Raw genomic sequence first — 18,454 nt, forward strand, 5'->3', positions numbered from 1 at the left:
GAGTGTGAAGCTTCCCCGTCGGCACGCCCCGCGACGTAGAGTTTTCCCAGGAGGCCGAAATGAATACGTACACCACTGTGCCCAGCGGCGAACAGGTGGTCCAGGAACTGCCCTGGCGGTGGAAGGTCCAGGGCCGGATCTTCCTGATCGGCGGCCTGGGCTTCATGTTCGACGCCTGGGACGTGACGCTCAACGGCATCCTCATTCCGCTGCTGTCCAAGCACTGGTCGCTGACCCCGGCGGACGCCGCCTGGATCGGCACGTCGAACCTGATCGGCATGGCCCTGGGCGCGTTCATCTGGGGCACCATCGCGGACACGATCGGCCGCAAGAAGGCCTTCACCGCCACCCTGCTGATCTTTTCGATCTTCACGGTGCTGGGTGCCTTCTCCCCCGACTTCGGCTGGTTCGTGGTGTTCCGTTTCCTGGCAGGCTTCGGCCTGGGCGGTTGCATCCCGGTGGACTACGCGCTGGTGGGCGAGTTCACGCCCCGCAAACAGCGCGGCAAGGTCCTCACCGCGATGGACGGCTGGTGGCCGATCGGCGCGGCGCTTTGCGGCTTCGTCTCGGCAGGGCTGGTCGCCGCCTTCGCGGACTGGCGGCTGACCATGCTGGTCATGGTGCTGCCCGCGCTGCTGGTGTTCTGGATCCGCCGCAGCGTCCCGGAGTCGCCGTTGTTCCTGATCCGCAAGGGCCGCCGGGAGGAAGCCGCCAGGGTGATCGATGACCTGGTTGCGGCCACCGGCGCCGAGGCCCGCGTGTACAGCCTGCCCGCACCGCAGGACGCTCCCCGGCTTTCCGCCGGCAGCGCCTGGACCCAGCTCCGCGCGCTCTGGCAGTTCAACTGGAAGATCACGACGGCGGCCTGGGCCCTGTTCTTCAGCATCCTGCTGGTCTACTACCTGTCGCTGACCTGGATGCCGCGGATCCTGATCGGCGCGGGTTTCGAGGAGTACAAGGCGTTCCTCACCACGGCCTCGATGGCGGCCGTCGGCCTGCTCGGCGTGGTGGTCGCGGCGCTGCTGGTGGAACGGACGGGCCGGAAATGGATCCTGGCCGTCACCGGCCCGCTGTCGGCACTCTTGCTGGTGATCGTCGCCGTCGTCGTGGACATCCCGACGGCGGCCGTCTTCTGGCTGCTGGTGTTCGGCTTCGTGGTGCAGGTGGCGATCCCAGTGCTGTACGCCTACGTGTCCGAGCTCTACCCGACCGAGCTCCGCGGCTCCGGCTTCGGCTGGGCATCGACGTTCTCCCGGCTCGGCGCAGGCTTCGGACCGCTGGTCTTCGCCGCATTCCTGTGGCCGGAACTGGGGCTGGCGACGTCGTTCGCCCTGGCCGGCGGCCTGGTGCTGGTCTCGGTGCTGTGGATGGCGTTCTTCGCCCCGGAGACCAAGCAGAGCCGCCTGGAGTAACCCGGCGGAGCCTTGCCGGCGGACCCGCCCGTGACCACTCCCGTCGCCGCCCTGGATGCTCGCCGGACTCGCCGACTCGCCGACTCGCCCGCCCGGGATGCTCTCTCACTTCTGGTTGCTTTGAGGACCTCAAAAGCGCCATAAGTGAGAGAGCATCCCGCGGTTTCGCTACTGGATGCAGGTGACGGACACCGAGAGGTCGTTGGCCTTCAACTGGGTAACGGACCAGCCGGTGGGCTTGCCGGATGTCACGATCGGCTGGCTGCCGGTCACCTGGTTGCCGTTCCCGCTATTGAGCGTGAAACCGCCGCTGACGGCGACGCGGCCGGCCGGGCAGAAGGCCTGGACGGTGAGCCCTGAGCCGGTGACCGAAGCCACCGTCACGGAAGTGGACGCCGCCGCCCCGACGGCGCCGGTTGCCCCGGTGGCACCGGCGGGCCCGACGGGGCCGGTGGCTCCGGAGGCGCCCTTTTCGCCCTGGGCGCCGGTCGCACCGGTTGCGCCGGTGTCGCCCTTCTCCCCTTGAGCGCCCGTGGCCCCGGTTGCACCGGTATCGCCCTTCTCCCCCTGCGGACCAGCGGCGCCGGTCGCACCCGTGTCGCCCTTCTCACCCTGGGCGCCGGTTTCGCCGGTGGCGCCGGTCGCACCCGTGTCGCCCTTCTCGCCCTGGGCGCCGGTTTCGCCGGTGGCGCCGGTTGCACCCGTGTCGCCCTTCTCCCCCTGGGCGCCGGTCGTTCCGGTTTCTCCGGTGGCGCCGGTCGCACCAGTGACGCCCTTGTCACCGGTGTCGCCCTTCTCACCTTGGCGCCCCTGGATGCCTTGCGGGCCGGCGATGCCCTGCAGCCCCTGGATGCCCTGCATGTTCCAGGCGATGGCGGTTTCCTTCTTGGCGTCGCACGATCCGCCGGGCGCAAGGACCCGCAATTGACCGCCGTTGTTGATGTTGTAGCAGCCGTTGATTTCGCCGGTGCCGGACGAGGCCGAGACGGCGTAGGCGGCGGAAACGGCACCGGTTCCGAGGACTAGGGCGGCGGTCAGGCCGAGTACCTTGGGACTGGTTTTGGCAAAGCTGAAGTGAGACACGATGGACCCCCGGGACGCATGAGACGAATGAGACTGCGCCAGACTATGGCCCCGGATTGCTCCCCTACGGGCGGCGAGCTACTCGATTTTCGCTGGTTACTACGCGACTTTTGCACGAGGTACTCGCTTTTGCGGACCCGACTACTTGGTTGGGCCATTCTCCTTCGAAAATGGGCCGTCCACGCCTCAGCTGGGTGACGTTGCGGAGTCGGCCGCGAGGGACTTCAGTGTCGACACCAGCAGGCGCCGCTCCACCGTCTTGATCCGCTCGTGCAGGGTCTCCTCGGTGTCGTCGTCGGCAACGGTCACGGCCTCCTGGGCGATGATCGGGCCGGTGTCCACGCCCGCGTCGGCCCAGTGCACCGTGCAGCCAGCGACCTTCACGCCGTATGCCAGGGCGTCGCGGACGCCGTGCGCGCCGGGGAAGGCCGGCAGCAGGGCCGGGTGGGTGTTGAGGTACTTGCCGCCGAAGGCGTCGATGAAGCCGGCACTGACAATCCGCATGAAGCCGGAGGACACGACGACGTCCGGCTGGTAGGCAGCCACGGCTTCGGTCAGTGCGGCGTTCCAGGCGGCCCGGTCCGGGTAGGCCTTGAAATCCACCACGAAGGTCGGGATTCCGGCGGCCGCGGAGCGCTCCACCCCGTAGGTTCCGGGCCGGTCCGCGCCGACGGCGGCGAGTTCCACGTCCAGCTCCCCGGCCGTGACGGCGTCGATGACTGCCTGGAGGTTGGAGCCGGTGCCTGAGACGAGGACAACTATGCGCATTGACTTAGCTTATGGGGCCATTCGCGTACGCTGGAAAACATGAATTCCCCCCAGGACCCCGGCGGAGCCGAGCGGGGACAGAATCCCCGGAGCGAAGCGGCCAAGGCCTCGCTGCTCCGGACGCACAACCTGTTCCGCATGTTCATCGTCACGGTGCTCGGGGCGTTCTTCGTCTTCCAGCTGGACGTGAACTACCTCTGGCTCACCGCGATTCTCACCGTGGCTGCCCTGGTGCTCGGCATCACGCTGATCGTGCGTGCAACGAAGCTTAAGGAGTCCCGCCTGGTGCTGTTCGGCACCATCTCCGGCTTGGTGGTGTCCGCGGTCATGGTCCTGATGGTGCTGGCCTCCGCGGTGTTCTTCAACCAGATCCGTGACTACCAGCAGTGCGCCCGCCACGCCCTGACCCAGCAAGCGGCGTCAGCGTGCCGGACGCAGCTGGAGAAGTCGCTGCCCACGCCACTGCGCTAGTCCCGTCGGCCCAAGGTCCGGAAACGCCCGGTCAGTCGGCTGCGGCGGCCGGTTCCAGCTCCGCTTCGCTCAGCCTCTGCCGGCGTTCCAGCCACGGACCGGCGGCATAGCCAATCACGACGCCGACGCCGGTCTCCGCTGCCACGAACAGCGCCATGGCGAGGGGGTCCGGGCCGATGTCCGTGAGCCGGCCGATGCCTGCGGATCCGCGCGCCAGCCAGGCCAGTCCCGCGGCAAGGAGCCCCGCCACGGCGCCGACCAGGGCGCCCAGGACCAGCGTGGAAATCGCGGCGGTAAACCAGCGCGCCTTCACTTTGATGGAGAGCCACTCGTCGAAATGGTTTTCGCCCTCGCGCAGGAACCACCAACCGGCCAGGAGCCCGGCGAGGGCAGGCACTACGAGGGCCACGAAGCCGTAGTCCAACGCACCCGCGGGCAGGGCGGCGAACACCGGGATGGAGGGCAGGGGTCCGACGGCGGTCGCCAACGGCCCGGCCTGCGATCCGACGCCGAGGGCGAACCCCGAACCTGAGGTCCAGGCCAGCGCGAACACGGCCAGGTTGGGCAGGTAGCCCAGCTGCGCGATGGTGAGTGCTGCACCGCCTACCGGGCCGGCGTCGAGCGCCTCATAGACGGCGATGATGAGGTTCCAGTGGATGATCAGGTCCACGGCGAGCAGGGCGGCGGCCATCGCCAGGCTGGCCATCACGGCCACGAAACCGGCCTTGACGGCGGAGCCCAGGTAGGAGCCGGCCCAGCGCGAATGCTGGCTGGTGCGCGAGAGCCAGGCCACGGCGTCGACGCCGATCAGCCGGCTCCAGGAGCCGGCTTCCCTTCGTGCTCCGATCACCATGCCGAGGGCGAAGGGGATCAGCGGGACGATGGAGGCGGACCAGAGGCTGACACCAACCTCGGAGGTCCGGCAGACGAAGCCGGTGGCGAACCCGAAGGCGCCGTACATCAGCCAGGAACCGAGCAGCGCCTGCCAGAGCTGGTCCGTGTAGGCCGCCCGGGCCAGCCGCCGGCCGGCGCGCCAGGCGAGCAGGAACGGGATGAGCGTGAGTCCCAACGGGATGAGCGACAAGGTGCCGGATTCGGGCAGACCGGCGGTGCCGGAGCCGACGGTCTCCAGCAGCAGGGGCACCCCGTGGATCAGCAGCCAGGCCTGGCCGGCCAGCCGGGCGAGGAATTCGAAGCCGCCCTCGCTGAATCCTGCGGTGGCCCAGACGGCAATGATGGGGGCGATCACAACCAGTGCGGAAATCACGGCGGCCTGCGCGGACTCCAGCGCCCCCTGCAGCCATAGAGGCATCGGGAGGCCACGGTTTCCGGTCTGATCAGCGCGCAGTTTCATCGTCTTCCATGGTGCCATGGGCGGGGCCCTCCCCCGGGTTCCGACAGGCTCTTGTCCCCGGATTTCAGGCGCTGTGAATGGTCCTGCCGCCAGCCGCGTCCGTGGCTTCACGGGCCACCGCGGCTAGCCCTGCGGCGGCGCTTTTTCCGCTACCCCGCCGTAAAATTTTAAGTGTCCGCAATCAGTGGTTGGAGGCAAAAATGACTACCGCATCCCCACATGCACACGGCGTACATTTCGGACGGACTGATGTCCAAAACGTCGGCATGGGTGTGGGTATTGTCCTACTTGTCGTGGGCGTCCTGGGGTTCATCCCCGGCATCACCACGCAGTACAGCGAACTGAGGTTCTTCGGACCTGATTCCAGGGCCATGTTCCTCGGCCTGTTTCAGGTGTCCATGCTGCTGAACGTCGTTCAGCTGGCCATCGGCGCCGCCGGCCTGACCATGTCCCGCAACGGCATGGGAGCCCGGAACTTCCTGATGGGCTTCGGCCTGCTGTACATCATCTTCGGCGTTTACGGGCTGATCGTCGGCGTGGGGTCGGCGGCCAATTTCCTGGCGTTCAACACCATGGACAACTGGACACACATGGTGCTGGGCGTGGCAATGATTGGCGCCGGCTGGCTGCTTTCGAGGCACCTGGCCGATGACGCACAAACCCGGTAGTCGAACACCGGGAAAAGGGAGCCGCGAATGAGGACCGATTCTCAGTAATCCAACAAATTCGTACTACCTGCTGGTGCGGGCGCCTGACGTTTCTGGGGAGTCCGCACCAGCTTCCTTTTGCCCAAGCCGTTCCGCAAAATGCTGGACTTATTTGAGGGCGGCACCCCAGACTGGCCTGACCCACCGACTTGAAAGGGTTTCCATGCCGGACTTCTCAGCGTTCATCCCGTTCCTCGCGGTCCTCGCCGGGGCACTCGTTGTCGTCGCCGTCATCTGGATAGCGGTGAAGCTGATGTGGAAGGTGGCCGAACCAAACGAAGCGCTGATCATCTCGGGCCTGACCCGTGGAACCCTCGAGACGAGGGACGGCATGGACTTCAAGATCGTCACCGGCAAAGGGGCGCTGGTGTTCCCCGGGCTGCAGACCGTGCGGGCGCTTTCCCTGACCCTGAACGAGACAGAGCTCAAGGTCTCCTGCGTGACGTCCCAGGGCATCCAGGTGATCGTCGAAGGCGTGGTCATCTACAAGATCGGCGACGCACCGCCGTTCATCGCGAACGCCGCGCGCCGGTTCCTCGGCCAACAGCCCAAGATGCAGAGCCAGGTCTACAACGTCTTCGAAGGACACCTGCGCTCCATCATCGGCAGCATGACCGTGGAGGAGATCATCCGCGAGCGCGACAAACTGGGCTCGCAGGTCCGCAGCGCGAGCGGCGTGGAGATGGAAAAGCTCGGCCTGGTGGTGGATTCGCTCCAGATCAAGGACCTGCAGGACCCCACCGGCTACATTCAAAACATCGCCAAGCCGCACATCGCCCAGGTGAAAATGGAAGCCCGCATCGCAGAGGCCACCCGTAACCGGGAGGCCGCGGAGCGCGAGGCGGAGGCGGCCGCGCAGATCGCCGACGCGCAGAGCCTGTCCGCGATCAAACAGTCGGAGGCCCAGGCCAACGCCGAGCGGGCCAGGGCCAATGCCGCCCAGGCCGGCCCGCTGGCCGAGGCCACGGCGCGGCAGCAAGTGGTGGTGCAGGAAACGGAAGTCGCCAAGCTGGAAGCGGACCGCGAGGAACAAAAGCTCCAGACCACCATCCGCAAGCCCGCGGACGCGAAGGCCTACGCCAAGCGCACCGAGGCGGAAGGGCAGAAATCCGCGGACATCAGCGCGGCCGAGGCGCTGGCCCGCCGCACCGAACTCGAAGCGCAGGCCAACGCCCGGCGCACCGAGCTGCAGGCGCAGGCCAACGCGACGGCAGCCGCAGCCGCCGCCGGGGCCACCCGCGTCACCGGTGAAGCGGAAGCCGCCGCCACGAAGGCCCGCGGTGACGCCGCGGCGTCGTCCATCAAGGCCAAAGCCCTCGCCGAAGCCGACGGCATCAAGGCCCGCGGCGAGGCCCTGGGCACGAACCAGGACGCCGTCATCTCGCAACAACTGGCCGAGAACATGCCCGCGATCGTCGCGGCGGCCGCTGAGCCGTTCGCGCACGTGGGGCAGATGACCGTCCTCAACGGCGGGGAGGGCATCAACCGGATGGTCGGTGGCATCCTGGCCCAGGTCGGCGACTACCTCCCCGCGCTGCGGACCGCATTGAAAGACGGCCGGCAGGACGGCCGGCAGGCAGCCAAGCAGCCGCCGAAAGCTCCGGATGCATAAGGATGTCGACCGTAGCCTGACTGGCCGGATCGGGCGGGTCACCGGGCGGGTGGGCCCGGGCACGATCGGGGAGGTCATGCTGCCGTTCCGGGGCGGGACGAGCGCCTTCCACGCCCACCCGTTCGACAAGGAAAGCGTCTTCGCCGTGGGCGATGAGGTGCTGGTGATCTACTTCGAGCCGCCGCAGACGGTTTACGTCGATGAACTCCCGGACGTGCTGCGGCACGGATAGCGCGGCTGGCGCCGCCGGCTCCTGTGGGTCCTCCGGACGCCCGTGAGGTCCGGGCCAATCGATCACCTCGGCCGTTTGCCAGAGACGGCCGCTTAAAGGCGGGCTTAGCGGCCATCTGCGGCAAATGGAGCTCACCGCGGTGAAGAAGCAGGGCAGCGTGGCCCTCGAAGCCGGCCGGCACGATCGGTGGCCGGGAAACTCCGGTCCGTTTGCCAGAGACGGCCGTTTTGACGTGGGCTTAGCGGCCATCTCCGGCAATTGGAGCTCACCCGGCTGCGGGAATCAGAGGCGGCCTTGGTGGGGCGGGACCCGTCCACGCCTGTTAACCCACTCTTCCCCCGCAGGCCACACCGGTAACCCCGCGGCGTCAGCCGCCGCCGCCACGGTGGAGGCGTGAGGATTGCACTGGTCGCCGAATCGTTCCTGCCGCAGATAAACGGGGTTACGCACTCCATCCTGAGGGTGCTGGAGCACCTGCAGGAGCGCGGCGATGAGGTGCTGGTGATCGCGCCGTCCACGCAGGACACCGACGTCCCCCGCGAAGTACACGGCGCGCGCGTCCACCGGCTCCCGTCCATGCCGCTGGCCGGCTACACGAACGTACGGGTGGCGTTGGGCGGTGTGGCCCGGGTCAAGCGAATCCTTGCCGGCTACGCCCCCGACGTCGTCCACCTCGCCTCACCGTTCGTGCTCGGCTGGCGGGCGGCGCAGGCCGCGCATCAACTGGGCATCCCCAGCGTCGCCATCTATCAGACCGAGGTCCCCGGCTACGCGGCCCGCTACGGCGTCCCGTTCCTGGAAAACTGGGCCTGGAACCGGGTGGAACAGATCCACCTGCTCGCCACGCGCACCCTGGTCCCGTCCAGCTTCGCCCTGAACCAGTTCCTCGGCCGCGGCATTCCGCGGGTGGAAATGTGGCGCCGCGGCGTGGACACCCAGCGGTTCAGCCCGGAGAAGCGCGACGACGCGTGGCGGGCCAAGGTGGCCCCGGGCGGCGAGCGCATCATCGGCTACGTCGGCCGCCTCGCGGTCGAGAAACAGGTTGAGGATCTCGCCGTACTCGCGGACCTCCCCGGCACCCGGCTGGTGATCGTCGGCAACGGCCCGCAGCGCGAGGCCCTGGCAGCTGCACTCCCCCGGGCGGTGTTCACGGGGTTCCTCGGCGGCGAGGACCTGGCCCGTGCCGTCGCCTCGTTCGACCTGTTCGTCCACCCCGGCGAGTTTGAGACCTTCTGCCAGACCATACAGGAGGCCATGGCGTCCGGCGTCCCGGTGGTCGCCACCGGCCGCGGCGGCCCGCTGGACCTGGTGGAGAATTCGCGGACCGGCTGGCTCTACGAACCGGGCGACCTCGCCGCGCTGCGGTCCCGGGTGGCCGACCTGACGGGCGACGACGCCAAACGCCGCGCCTTCGCCACCGCGGCCCACTCCTCGGTGCAGGGCCGGACCTGGCATGCGCTGGGCGAGGAACTGGTGCAGCACTACCAAGCGGTCCTGACCGGTTCACCCGGCCCCCGTTCGAGCGCCCCCAGGCCAACCGGCCCCCGTTCTACCACCAGAGGAGCAACCCTGTGAAGATTTCCGTGATCGGCTGCGGCTACCTCGGCGCCGTGCACGCCGCCACCCTGGCCTCGATGGGACACACCGTCGTGGGGATCGACGTCGACGCCGCCAAGGTGGCCCAGCTGGACCGGGGCGCCGCCCCCTTTTTCGAACCGGGGCTGGACGAGCTCCTCCGCGACGGCCGCGCCAACGGCCGGCTCGTCTTCTCCACCCGCTTCGCCGACGCCGCCGGCGCGGAGCTGCATTTCCTCTGCGTCGGCACACCCCAGTCCAAGACGTCCGACGGTGCCGACCTCAGCTACCTGGTCTCCGCCGTCGAAGCCCTGATCCCCTTCCTGGCGGAGGGTGCCGCCGTCGTGGGCAAGTCCACTGTCCCGGTGGGAACGGTGGACATGCTCCGCGGTGTGCTGGCCGGGCGCCCGGATGTACTCCTCGGCTGGAACCCCGAGTTCCTGCGCCAGGGCACGGCGGTCAAGGATTCCCTTGTGCCGGACCGGCTGGTGTACGGCGTCCCCGGCGGCGCGGACACCGCCACGCACCCGGACACCGCCAGGCAAACGGACGGTGCCAAGCAAGCGAACGGCGCCGTGCGCCCGGCCAGCGCCGGCGCGGCCGTCACTGCCGCCCTGGATGCGGTGTACGGGCCGCTGCTGCGCGCCGGAATCCCCCGGCTCGTCTGCAACTTCGCGACGGCGGAGCTGATCAAGTCGGCGTCGAACGCCTACCTTGCCACCAAACTGAGCTTCATCAACGCGATGGCCCAGCTCTGCGAGGCTTCCGGTGCGGACGTGACGGAACTGGGCGAAGCGATGGGACTGGACCCGCGGATCGGAGGCCGCCACCTGCACGCAGGGCTCGGCTTTGGCGGCGGCTGCCTGCCAAAGGACATCCGCTCGCTCCGGGTGCAGGCTGCGGCGCTCGGCGTGGACTCGGTGGACGCCTGGATGGCCACCGTGGACGGCATCAACCGCGGCCAGCGCTCCCACACCGTGGAGGCGGCCCGGGAACTCTGCGGCGGCCAGCTGGGCGGCCGGCGCATGACGGTGCTGGGGGCTGCCTTCAAACCGGACACCGACGACATCCGCGACTCCCCGGCCCTGGATGTGGCCCAACAACTGGCCGACGCCGGGGCGCACGTCACCGTTACCGATCCGGCTGCGATCAACAACGCTTGGCTGCGCTACCCGCAGCTGCGCTTCGAGGCTTCTCTCGAACAAGCCCTCGACGGCGCGGAATTGGTGCTCCTGCTCACCGAATGGGAGGCCTACCGCACACTGTCGCCGGAGCGGGCCGGGAAACTGGTCCGACGCCGGGCGGTGCTGGACGCCCGGAACGCGCTCGACGCCGCTGCTTGGACCGAGGCCGGCTGGACTGTGCGGGGATTGGGGCGCGGGCTGGGCCAGGCCAATGCCGGGATCCCTGCGGACGCCGTCGCGCGCGGCGGCTTCGCCACCGCCGACTGACCGCCTGCCGCTGGCGCACCGGCAGCCCACCCAGCGCCGGCGAACCGCCGAAAACCCGCAGGAAACCCGCAGGACACGGCGCCGTGGCGTCCGGCCAGCGCATCGCCCCCTATGATTTCTGAGGGGAGGATTCAAAATGCACCATGGCAGGTCTCAAATGTGTCCGGTTACGGCCGCGTGAGCACTTCCGCGCGCACCGAGGAGGACGCCAGGCTCCGCGAAACCATGTCCCTGCTCTCAGCCACGCTGGAATCCACCGCGGACGGCATCCTCGTGGTCAGTGCCGAGGGCCGGATCTCCTCCGTCAACAACCAGTTCCTCTCGATGTGGGGCATCCCCCGCGAACTCGTGGACATCGGCGACGACGAATCCGTGATGGGCTCCGTCCTCGGCCAACTGGCGGACCCCGAACAGTTCCTCGCAAAAGTCACGGCCCTCTACGCCGACCCGGATGCCGAGAGCCACGACGTGCTGCACTTCCGCGACGGACGCACCTTTGAACGGTATTCCCGCCCGCAAAAAGTTGAAGACCGGGTGGTGGGACGGGTCTGGAGCTTCCGCGACGTCACCGCGGCCCGGCGCGCGCAGGACCAGATCAACCAGGCCATGGCGGACCTCGCCCAGCAGGCCAGCCAGCTGAAGACCCTCGCCTTCCAGGATCCGCTGACCGGGCTCTCCAACCGCCAGCTGTTCAACGACCGTCTGGCGCACGCCCTCGCGGGCCCCTGCGGAACCGCCGTCGACGTCCTGCTCCTGGACCTGGACGACTTCAAGGAAGTCAACGACATCCACGGTCACCACGCCGGCGACCAGATGCTGATCGAGGTGGGCCGCCGGTTGCGGGCCTGCGTCCGGCCCAGCGACGTTGTAGCACGCCTGGGCGGCGACGAATTCGTGGTTCTGCTGGTCGGATCGCTCGATGCCGACGCGGCCGCCGCGAAGATCGTCGAATCGCTCAAGCTGCCGGTCTGGATTGACGGGACCATGCTGCGGCCCAGCCTGAGCCTGGGACTGGCGTCCATCAGCGAGGACGCCATCGACGCCTCCGAGCTGCTCCGCCGCGCCGACATCGCCATGTACGCGGCCAAGTCGGCCGGCAAGAACCGCTACCTGCGCTTCCGCCCGGAAATGATGACCGCACTGCTCGAGCGCACCGACCTCGAGGCCGGGCTGCGTACCGCCGTCGACAGCGGGGAGATTGCGGTTCACTACCAGCCGATCGTTTCCTCCCGGCTGGGCACCGTAGTCAAGGTCGAGGCGCTGGCCCGCTGGGAACGCGACGGCATCCTGGTTCCGCCGCATCAATTCATCCCCGCCGCCGAGCGCAGTGGCCTGATCGTCGAAATCGGCACCGAAGTCCTGCTGCGCGGCTGCACCGAGCTGGGGCCCTGGCTTTCCGCGGACCCCACCCGATCCCTGGCCGTCAACGTTTCCGGCGTGCAGCTCCAACAGGGCAACTTCCCCGAGCTGCTGTTCGCGACCGCCAGCTCCTGCGGTGTGGATCCGCACCAGCTGGTCGTGGAGGTCACCGAGAGTGTCTTCTTCGACGACGACTGCCAGGTCCAGCGCCAGCTCGTGCAGCTCCGCAGCGCCGGGGTGCGGGTGGCACTGGATGACTTCGGTACCGGCTACTCCTCGCTGGGCCGGCTGCAGGACCTTCCGGTAGACACGCTCAAGATCGACCAGTCCTTCGTCGCCATGATCCACGGCGATACCGACCACCTTCCGATCCTGAACTGCATGATCGACATGGCCCACGGCCTGGGCCTGACGGTCACCGCAGAAGGCGTCGAGACCCGGGAGCAGGCCGAATACCTCATCCGGCGCGGCTGCGATTCGCTCCAGGGTTTCCTGTTTTCCCGGCCCCAACCGGCGTCCAGCCTGGCCGCGGCGCTCTCGGCATCGGCCAGGACCATCACGGAGCTGAGCCACGACACTGCCGCCCAAAGGCAGTAAGTGCTGTGATTTGGGTCTCATGGCCCTATGATGCTTGAAGTTTAATGACCACCGCCCTGCGGTGGCTTGGAATACCGAACGCCCGGGGGCTGGCATCGACGTGGAACAAGGATTGGCGGAAACCCTGCTCACGCAGGGTCCTGACGCGTTGCTGCTGGTGACCATGGAGGGAAACATCTCCTTCCTCAATCCGGCGGCCGAACGCCTGTTTGGCTACGCCAAGGAACAGCTGATCGGCGTCTCGCACAACCGCCTGTTGGTGGAGGACGATCGCGGCGGGTTCCTGCGGGTACTGAGCCGGCTGGGCCGGGCCGGAACCTTCGGAACCAAGCCCTTCCCCGCCGTCGGGCTGCACCGGAACGGCAGCGAAATCCCGGTGGAAATCACCTGCTCGCTCGTGACCACCTCGGCGGACACCGCGATGGCGGTGGCGGTCCGCGACACTACCCACCGCCAGGACGACGACGCCGGCCGCCGCCACGCCGCCTCGCTCCTGGACGCGACGCTGGAGACCACTGCGGACGGCATCCTTGTGGTGTCCAACACCGGCCAGATCACCGGCGTCAACGATCAGTACCTGCGGCTCTGGGGCATGCCGCGCGAAATCCTGGCCGAGGACGACGCCTACGCCCTGGTCAAATTCATCGCGCAGCAGTTGCTGGACCCGGACTCGTTCAAGGCCAAGGTCGCCGAGTTGTACGCCAACCATGAACTGCACAGCCACGACGTGCTCGAGTTCCGGGACGGGCGCACCGTGGAACTCTACTCGCGCCCGCAAAAGGTGGCCGATGAAGTGGTGGGCCGGATCTGGAACTTCCGCGACGTCACCTCCCGCACCATGGCGCAGGACCAGGCCCGGCGCGCCCTCGACGAACTGGCCCAGCAGGCCGACCAGCTGAAAGCCCTCGCCTTCCAGGACCCGCTGACCGGCCTGGCCAACCGGATGCTGTTCAACGAACGCGCCACCGACGCGCTGGAGTCCCCCGGCCCGGTCGCGGTGCTGCTGCTGGACCTGGATGATTTCAAGGACGTCAACGACATCCTGGGCCACCACGCCGGAGACCAGATGCTGGTGGAGATTTCCCGCCGGCTGCAGAACTGCGTGGGCCCGCACGGCACGGTGGCACGCCTGGGCGGGGACGAATTCGTGGTGCTGCTGGTCGGCTGCAACGACTCGGACGCGGTGGCGCAGCGGATCGTCAGTACGCTGAACGCCCCGGTCTCCATCGAAGGCACCCTGATGCGCCCGGGACTGAGCCTGGGCGTGGCGACGCGCGGCGCGGAGGGCATGTCTTCCTCCGAGCTGTTGCGCCAGGCCGACGTGGCCATGTACGCCGCCAAGGAGGCAGGCAAGAACTGCTACGTGCACTTCCAGCCGGAGATGCTCGCCACGCTGCTGGAACGAACGCAACTGACCGCGGGGCTGCGCCGCGCCGTCGAGCTCGGCCAGATCACCGTCTTCTACCAACCGGTGGTCTCCACGAACCGGCGCGAGGTCATCCAGTTCGAGGCACTGGCCCGCTGGGAACGCGACGGGGTGCTGATGGCTCCGGACGCCTTCATCCAGACCGCCGAGCGCAGCGGCCTGATTCGCGACATCGGGGCCGAGGTGCTCCGGCAGAGCTGCACCGAACTGCAATCCTGGCTGGCCGAGGATCCCGGAAGGACCCTGGCCGTCAACGTCTCCGGTGTGCAATTGCAGCACAAGGACTTCGCCGAGCGGGTGCTGGACATCGCGGCCTGGAGCCGGGTCGATCCGCACCAGCTGGTCCTTGAGGTCACCGAGAGCGTGTTCTTCGACGCCGACTCGCACGTCATCCAGCAGCTGATCACCCTCCGCGCCGCGGGCATCCGGGTGGCGCTGGATGACTTCGGCACAGGCTACTCCTCGCTGGGCCGGCTGCAGGAGCTTCCCGTGGACGCGGTGAAGATCGACAAGTCCTTCGTTTCCATGCTGCACACCGGCGAGGAGCGGCTGCCCATCCTGACGTCCATGATCCATATGGCGCACAGCTTGGGCCTGCGGGTGACGGCGGAAGGCATCGAGACACCCGTCCAGGCCCGGTACCTGATGGAACATGAGTGCGACGCCCTGCAGGGATACCTCTTCTCCCGTCCCGTGCCGGAGGCGCGCAGGGAAGCGGCCGTGGTCCAGTCCGCGGAGGCCATCGCGGCCCTGCAGGAGCCCGCTGTCGTGCTCTGATGCAGCCCGTTGTCTGGGCGGCCGGACGACATATTCGTACGCTTTCGGGATTAGTGTCGGGGCGGCATGAGACTGTGCTACCGAACACATATGATTTCAGCAGGCACTGGCCGCGGCGAACCCATTTCCGGTTCCCGGCGAAGCGCGGTGCCATTCACAGATCCATCGCTTTTGGGGGCAGTACACACCATGGACGCAGCGTTCGCACAGACAGTGCTTGAGCACAGCCCCGACGCGCTCTTGCTGCTTGGTCCGGATGGATCCATCGTTTTCCTGAACACTGCCGCGGAGCAGCTGTTCGGCTATTCCCGGACACAGCTGCTCGGCTCCGACTACAGCCTGCTGCTGGCCGAGTCGTCACGGGAGGGCTTCCACAAGGTCCTGGCCGGGTTGGCAGGTTCCGGAGTGGGTCCCGTCGCGGGGCGGTCGCCTTTCGCGGGAGCCGGCCGCCGCGGCGACGCCACCGAGTTTCCGGCGCAGATTACCTGCGCCGCACTGCCGGCGGGCCCCGGCGCTGCCGGGAGCGTCGCCGTCTCCGTGCGCCCCGGGGTTCCGGCCCGCGCCGTCGCCCAGCAGCCCGCAACATCGCACGACGGCGGCGTGCCCGCGGCAACCGCGGCGGCAGCACCCCGCCGTCGGACGTTCAGCTCACTGGAGGCGGAGCTGGTGCCAGGCACCACCGGAGTGCTCCCCCGGCTCACCCCCGCGGAACAAGACGACCAGCTCAAGGCGGCCGTGCTGCGGGATACGTTGACCGGGCTGCCGAACGGGACCCTGTTCAACGAACGCCTCGCCGCGGCGCTGCGCCGGCCGGACCCCGTGGACGTGCTGCTGATCAACGTGGACGACTTCAAGAGCTACAACGACATGCTGGGCCGCTCCGCTGCAGACGAGCTGCTGGTGGAGGTGGCCAGCCGGCTGCGTAACTGCGTCCGGCCGCACGACACAGTTGCCCGGCTGGGCGGCGACGAATTCGTGGTGCTGCTGACCGAGTGCCTGAACGCCGGGGCCGTGGCTAAGCGCATCTCCGACTCCCTGTACGTCCCGGCGCGGATCGGCGGTTCGCTGGTGCGGCCCGCGGCCAGCATGGGCCTGGCGTCCAAGACGGCCCAGACCCACGACGGCGCGGAACTGCTGCGGCAGGCGGACTCGGCCATGACAGCAGCCAAGGCGGCGGGAAAAAACACCTGGCTGGAGTTCCGGCCGGAGATGCTGAACACGGCCGTGCACAAGGACCAGGGCGAGACCGGGCTGCGGCAGGCGGTGGAGCTGGGGCAGATCTCGGTCCACTACCAGCCCGTGGTGTCCCCCGGGATCGGCGCCGTTGTGCAGTTCGAGGCGTTCGCCCGCTGGGAGCGGCACGGCAAGCTGGTGCCGCCCAACCAGTTCCTGCCGGTGGCCGAACAAAGCGGCCTGATCCGCGAGATCGGCGACGAGGTCATGCGCCGGGCGTGCGCCGAGATCCGGCCCTGGCTGGCCGGCGACGCGGCCTACAGCGTGGCGGTGAACGTCTCCGGCCTGCAGTTCCAGCACCGTGACTTCGCCACCGACGTGCTGGGGATTGTCGCGTCCACCGGCGTGGACCCGCGCCAGCTCATGCTCGAACTGACCGAGAGCGTATTCTTCGACGCCGACTCTGACGTGCTCCGGCAACTCGCGCAGCTCCGTGAGGCCGGGGTACGGATCGCGATGGACGACTTCGGCACCGGTTACTCAACGCTGGGCCGGCTCAAGGAGCTGCCGCTCGACAAGGTCAAGATCGACCGCTCGTTCGTGGCGATGATCAAGACCGGCAAAGAGCACCTGCCGTTCTTCCGGACCATGATCAACGCCGCCCAGAACCTGGGCCTGAAGGTCACGGCGGAGGGCATCGAGACGCCGGCGCAGGCCAAGTACCTGATGGACCTGGGCTGCGACTCGCTCCAGGGCTACCTGTTCGCCAAGCCCGCCCCGGCCAGCGATCTGGCCGGCACCATGGAGAGCGCCCTGATGGCGATCGACAAGGTCGAAGCCGCAGGCTAACCAGCGACGCTCCCTCACATCCGGCCGCCTTTGTCGGGTCGCTCCCTCACATCCGGCCGCCTTTGTCGGGTCGCTCCCTCACATCCGGCCGCTGTGGGTGTGACGCCCGGCTCGGCTTAACGCTTCTCGCAGGCGATGCCGTCGTTGTCGCGGTCGAGGTCGTACTCGCCGCGGTGCCGGACCGCGCCGCCGTCGTTGTAGCTGTACAGCGTGTTGTCCACGCGGAAGGTGGTGACACGCTTGCCCGTGCTCTTGTCCCGCGCGCCCTTGCGCCCGACCCCGTGCGGGTAGACCTTGTTGAGCTCCGTGCAGTTCTTGTACGACTTCGGCGCCGGTGCGGCAGACGCCGGTACGGCCGTGCCGCTCAGGACGACGGCGCTGGCCGCCAGCGAGGCGATAATGAGTTTCTTCAGGCGCACCTTCGAGCACTCCCCCAATAGAAGCCCTCGGCCGCGTGTCGGCGAGGGGCAGGGACAGATTATCCCAAGATTCCATTGATCGGCGTGAGGCTCAACCGCGGGGATCGAGCCGCTCGGAGTCCTTGCCCACCATGGCAGCACTGCGCTCCCACAGCTCCCGGGCCAGCTCCGCATCATAGGCCTGCTTGTTGGCCTTCGCCAGGGCCCTCTTGGCGTAGTACGCGCCCGGTACCCAGTCCTGCCCGGGGACGGCACTGGCGAGCCACACGAGGGTGTCTGCGCCCTGTTCCGGCGACAGCATGAACCTGTTCAGGAAGCTGCGGTACATGAAGCGGAACGGGCTGGTGGTGTCCGCGGCGAAGTTGGTGGCCACCACGCCGGGGTGGAACGCCGCCGTGGCGATGCCGGCGGCGTGGTAGCGGTTGTGCAGCTCGGCTGTGAAGAGGATGTTCTCCAGCTTCGCGTTGCCGTACGCCAAGTTGGCGGAGTACTTGTTGGCGACCTCCAGGTCATCGATGTCCAGCCGCCCGTACAGCGAATTGGCGGCGCTGGAGGTGTTGATGACCGTGGCCTTGCTGGCGGTGAGGACGTCCAGCAGCTCGGTGGTGAGCAGGAACGGCGCCAGATGGTTGATCTGAAAGGTCTTCTCGTGGCCATCGACAGTCAGCTGCCGGGCGCCCATAATGCCGCCGGCGTTGTTCGCAAGGACGTCGATCCGAGGGTACTTTTCCTTCAGCTGCGCGGCGAGCCGGCGCACCTGCTCCAGTTCGGCGAAGTCGCTGACGAAATAGTCGGCCCCGGCCTCTTTCGCGATCCGCTCGGTCTTCTCCGCTGAGCGCCCGACGACGACGACCCGCTCGCCTCGTGCGGCGAGGGTCCGGGCCGCTGATGCGCCGATCCCGTCGCTGGCGCCGGTGATGATGATGGTCCGTGCAGTCATGGGGTCTCCAGAGGTGGTTGGTCCTTCAGGGGTTCGAGCTACTCAAGGGTAATCAACGCTGAGGCGCCTGCTGATGTTCCGGCCCCGCGGGTTGGTTCTGGGGTTAAATGGCGCAGGCCCCGACACTGTGTGTCGGGGCCTGGCTGTAATGGTTGTCCGGCGGTGACCTACTCTCCCACACCCTCCCGGGTGCAGTACCATCGGCGCTGTGGGTCTTAGCTTCCGGGTTCGGAATGGGACCGGGCGTTT

The 18,454-nt window shown here is 68.1% G+C and carries 15 protein-coding genes and 1 rRNA gene; 10 read left to right on the forward strand and 6 right to left on the reverse strand.

All coding sequences use genetic code 11. The features are described from left to right. The first annotated feature begins 59 nt into the window (after positions 1-59). Complete coding sequence (locus AC1DNC_RS07290; RefSeq protein WP_476861879.1) at positions 60-1,412, forward strand: MFS transporter; 1,353 nt, start codon at positions 60-62, stop codon at positions 1,410-1,412. A gap of 168 nt (positions 1,413-1,580) precedes the next feature. Here AC1DNC_RS07290 and AC1DNC_RS07295 read toward each other — a convergent pair whose 3' ends face one another. Together AC1DNC_RS07295 and purN are read right to left on the reverse strand one after the other, a co-directional pair. Beyond that, positions 1,581-2,495: a hypothetical protein gene (locus tag AC1DNC_RS07295; protein ID WP_476861880.1), complete on the reverse strand. Its 915-nt coding sequence runs from the start codon at positions 2,493-2,495 to the stop codon at positions 1,581-1,583. A 186-nt stretch (positions 2,496-2,681) separates the two neighbouring features. After that, a complete protein-coding gene (purN, locus tag AC1DNC_RS07300) occupies positions 2,682-3,263 on the reverse strand; it encodes a phosphoribosylglycinamide formyltransferase (protein ID WP_476861881.1) in 582 nt (193 codons plus the stop codon). Between the two features lie 39 nt (positions 3,264-3,302). Between purN and AC1DNC_RS07305 the strand changes: the two genes are divergently transcribed. Then, complete coding sequence (locus tag AC1DNC_RS07305; protein ID WP_476861882.1) at positions 3,303-3,734, forward strand: hypothetical protein; 432 nt, start codon at positions 3,303-3,305, stop codon at positions 3,732-3,734. A gap of 31 nt (positions 3,735-3,765) precedes the next feature. Here AC1DNC_RS07305 and AC1DNC_RS07310 read toward each other — a convergent pair whose 3' ends face one another. Next, complete coding sequence (locus AC1DNC_RS07310; RefSeq protein ID WP_476861883.1) at positions 3,766-5,088, reverse strand: cell division protein PerM; 1,323 nt, start codon at positions 5,086-5,088, stop codon at positions 3,766-3,768. A 200-nt stretch (positions 5,089-5,288) separates the two neighbouring features. Between AC1DNC_RS07310 and AC1DNC_RS07315 the strand changes: the two genes are divergently transcribed. The 8 genes from AC1DNC_RS07315 (at position 5,289) to AC1DNC_RS07350 (ending at position 16,846) form a co-directional block, all read left to right on the forward strand. After that, on the forward strand, positions 5,289-5,756 hold the full coding sequence (locus AC1DNC_RS07315) for a DUF4383 domain-containing protein (protein WP_476861884.1): 468 nt from the start codon (positions 5,289-5,291) through the stop codon (positions 5,754-5,756). A gap of 202 nt (positions 5,757-5,958) precedes the next feature. After that, the gene (locus AC1DNC_RS07320; RefSeq protein WP_476861885.1) at positions 5,959-7,407 is read left to right on the forward strand and encodes a flotillin family protein; all 1,449 of its coding nucleotides are present in this window, start codon (positions 5,959-5,961) and stop codon (positions 7,405-7,407) included. Continuing rightward, positions 7,400-7,639 (forward strand): hypothetical protein, encoded by a 240-nt coding sequence (locus AC1DNC_RS07325; protein WP_476861886.1) that lies wholly within the window; start codon positions 7,400-7,402, stop codon positions 7,637-7,639. The genes AC1DNC_RS07320 and AC1DNC_RS07325 overlap by 8 nt, the downstream gene beginning before the upstream one ends. A 393-nt stretch (positions 7,640-8,032) precedes the next feature. After that, a complete protein-coding gene (locus tag AC1DNC_RS07330; protein WP_476861887.1) occupies positions 8,033-9,214 on the forward strand; it encodes a glycosyltransferase family 4 protein in 1,182 nt (393 codons plus the stop codon). Then, on the forward strand, positions 9,211-10,665 hold the full coding sequence (locus tag AC1DNC_RS07335; protein ID WP_476861888.1) for a UDP-glucose dehydrogenase family protein: 1,455 nt from the start codon (positions 9,211-9,213) through the stop codon (positions 10,663-10,665). Before AC1DNC_RS07330 ends, AC1DNC_RS07335 begins: the two co-directional genes overlap by 4 nt. Before the next feature lie 225 nt (positions 10,666-10,890). Then, positions 10,891-12,621 carry a putative bifunctional diguanylate cyclase/phosphodiesterase gene (locus tag AC1DNC_RS07340; protein ID WP_476861916.1) on the forward strand — a complete coding sequence of 577 codons (1,731 nt, stop codon included), beginning with the start codon at positions 10,891-10,893 and terminating at the stop codon, positions 12,619-12,621. Between the two features lie 100 nt (positions 12,622-12,721). After that, positions 12,722-14,824 (forward strand): putative bifunctional diguanylate cyclase/phosphodiesterase, encoded by a 2,103-nt coding sequence (locus AC1DNC_RS07345; RefSeq protein WP_476861889.1) that lies wholly within the window; start codon positions 12,722-12,724, stop codon positions 14,822-14,824. 189 nt (positions 14,825-15,013) lie between these two features. Next, on the forward strand, positions 15,014-16,846 hold the full coding sequence (locus AC1DNC_RS07350; protein WP_476861890.1) for a putative bifunctional diguanylate cyclase/phosphodiesterase: 1,833 nt from the start codon (positions 15,014-15,016) through the stop codon (positions 16,844-16,846). A gap of 116 nt (positions 16,847-16,962) precedes the next feature. Here AC1DNC_RS07350 and AC1DNC_RS07355 read toward each other — a convergent pair whose 3' ends face one another. The 3 genes from AC1DNC_RS07355 to rrf all read right to left on the reverse strand — a co-directional run. After that, entirely contained in the window at positions 16,963-17,265 is a 303-nt protein-coding gene (locus AC1DNC_RS07355) for an excalibur calcium-binding domain-containing protein (protein ID WP_476861891.1), read from the reverse strand. A gap of 91 nt (positions 17,266-17,356) precedes the next feature. Continuing rightward, a complete protein-coding gene (locus AC1DNC_RS07360; protein ID WP_476861892.1) occupies positions 17,357-18,205 on the reverse strand; it encodes an SDR family NAD(P)-dependent oxidoreductase in 849 nt (282 codons plus the stop codon). Between the two features lie 154 nt (positions 18,206-18,359). Beyond that, positions 18,360-18,454 (reverse strand): 5S ribosomal RNA (gene rrf, locus AC1DNC_RS07365); the annotation flags it as partial.

The organism is Arthrobacter sp. 01N442 (genome assembly GCF_056399345.1).

Excerpts from the sequence above, each read along its gene's own strand:
- AC1DNC_RS07340 (WP_476861916.1), top strand. The coding sequence starts at position 10,891 with ATGTCCCTGCTCTCAGCCACGCTGGAATCCACCGCGGACGGCATCCTC.
- purN (WP_476861881.1), bottom strand. The coding sequence starts at position 3,263 with ATGCGCATAGTTGTCCTCGTCTCAGGCACCGGCTCCAACCTCCAGGCA.
- AC1DNC_RS07320 (WP_476861885.1), top strand. The coding sequence starts at position 5,959 with ATGCCGGACTTCTCAGCGTTCATCCCGTTCCTCGCGGTCCTCGCCGGG.
- AC1DNC_RS07350 (WP_476861890.1), top strand. The coding sequence starts at position 15,014 with ATGGACGCAGCGTTCGCACAGACAGTGCTTGAGCACAGCCCCGACGCG.
- AC1DNC_RS07360 (WP_476861892.1), bottom strand. The coding sequence starts at position 18,205 with ATGACTGCACGGACCATCATCATCACCGGCGCCAGCGACGGGATCGGC.
- AC1DNC_RS07315 (WP_476861884.1), top strand. The coding sequence starts at position 5,289 with ATGACTACCGCATCCCCACATGCACACGGCGTACATTTCGGACGGACT.
- AC1DNC_RS07305 (WP_476861882.1), top strand. The coding sequence starts at position 3,303 with ATGAATTCCCCCCAGGACCCCGGCGGAGCCGAGCGGGGACAGAATCCC.
- AC1DNC_RS07325 (WP_476861886.1), top strand. The coding sequence starts at position 7,400 with ATGCATAAGGATGTCGACCGTAGCCTGACTGGCCGGATCGGGCGGGTC.
- AC1DNC_RS07310 (WP_476861883.1), bottom strand. The coding sequence starts at position 5,088 with ATGAAACTGCGCGCTGATCAGACCGGAAACCGTGGCCTCCCGATGCCT.
- AC1DNC_RS07290 (WP_476861879.1), top strand. The coding sequence starts at position 60 with ATGAATACGTACACCACTGTGCCCAGCGGCGAACAGGTGGTCCAGGAA.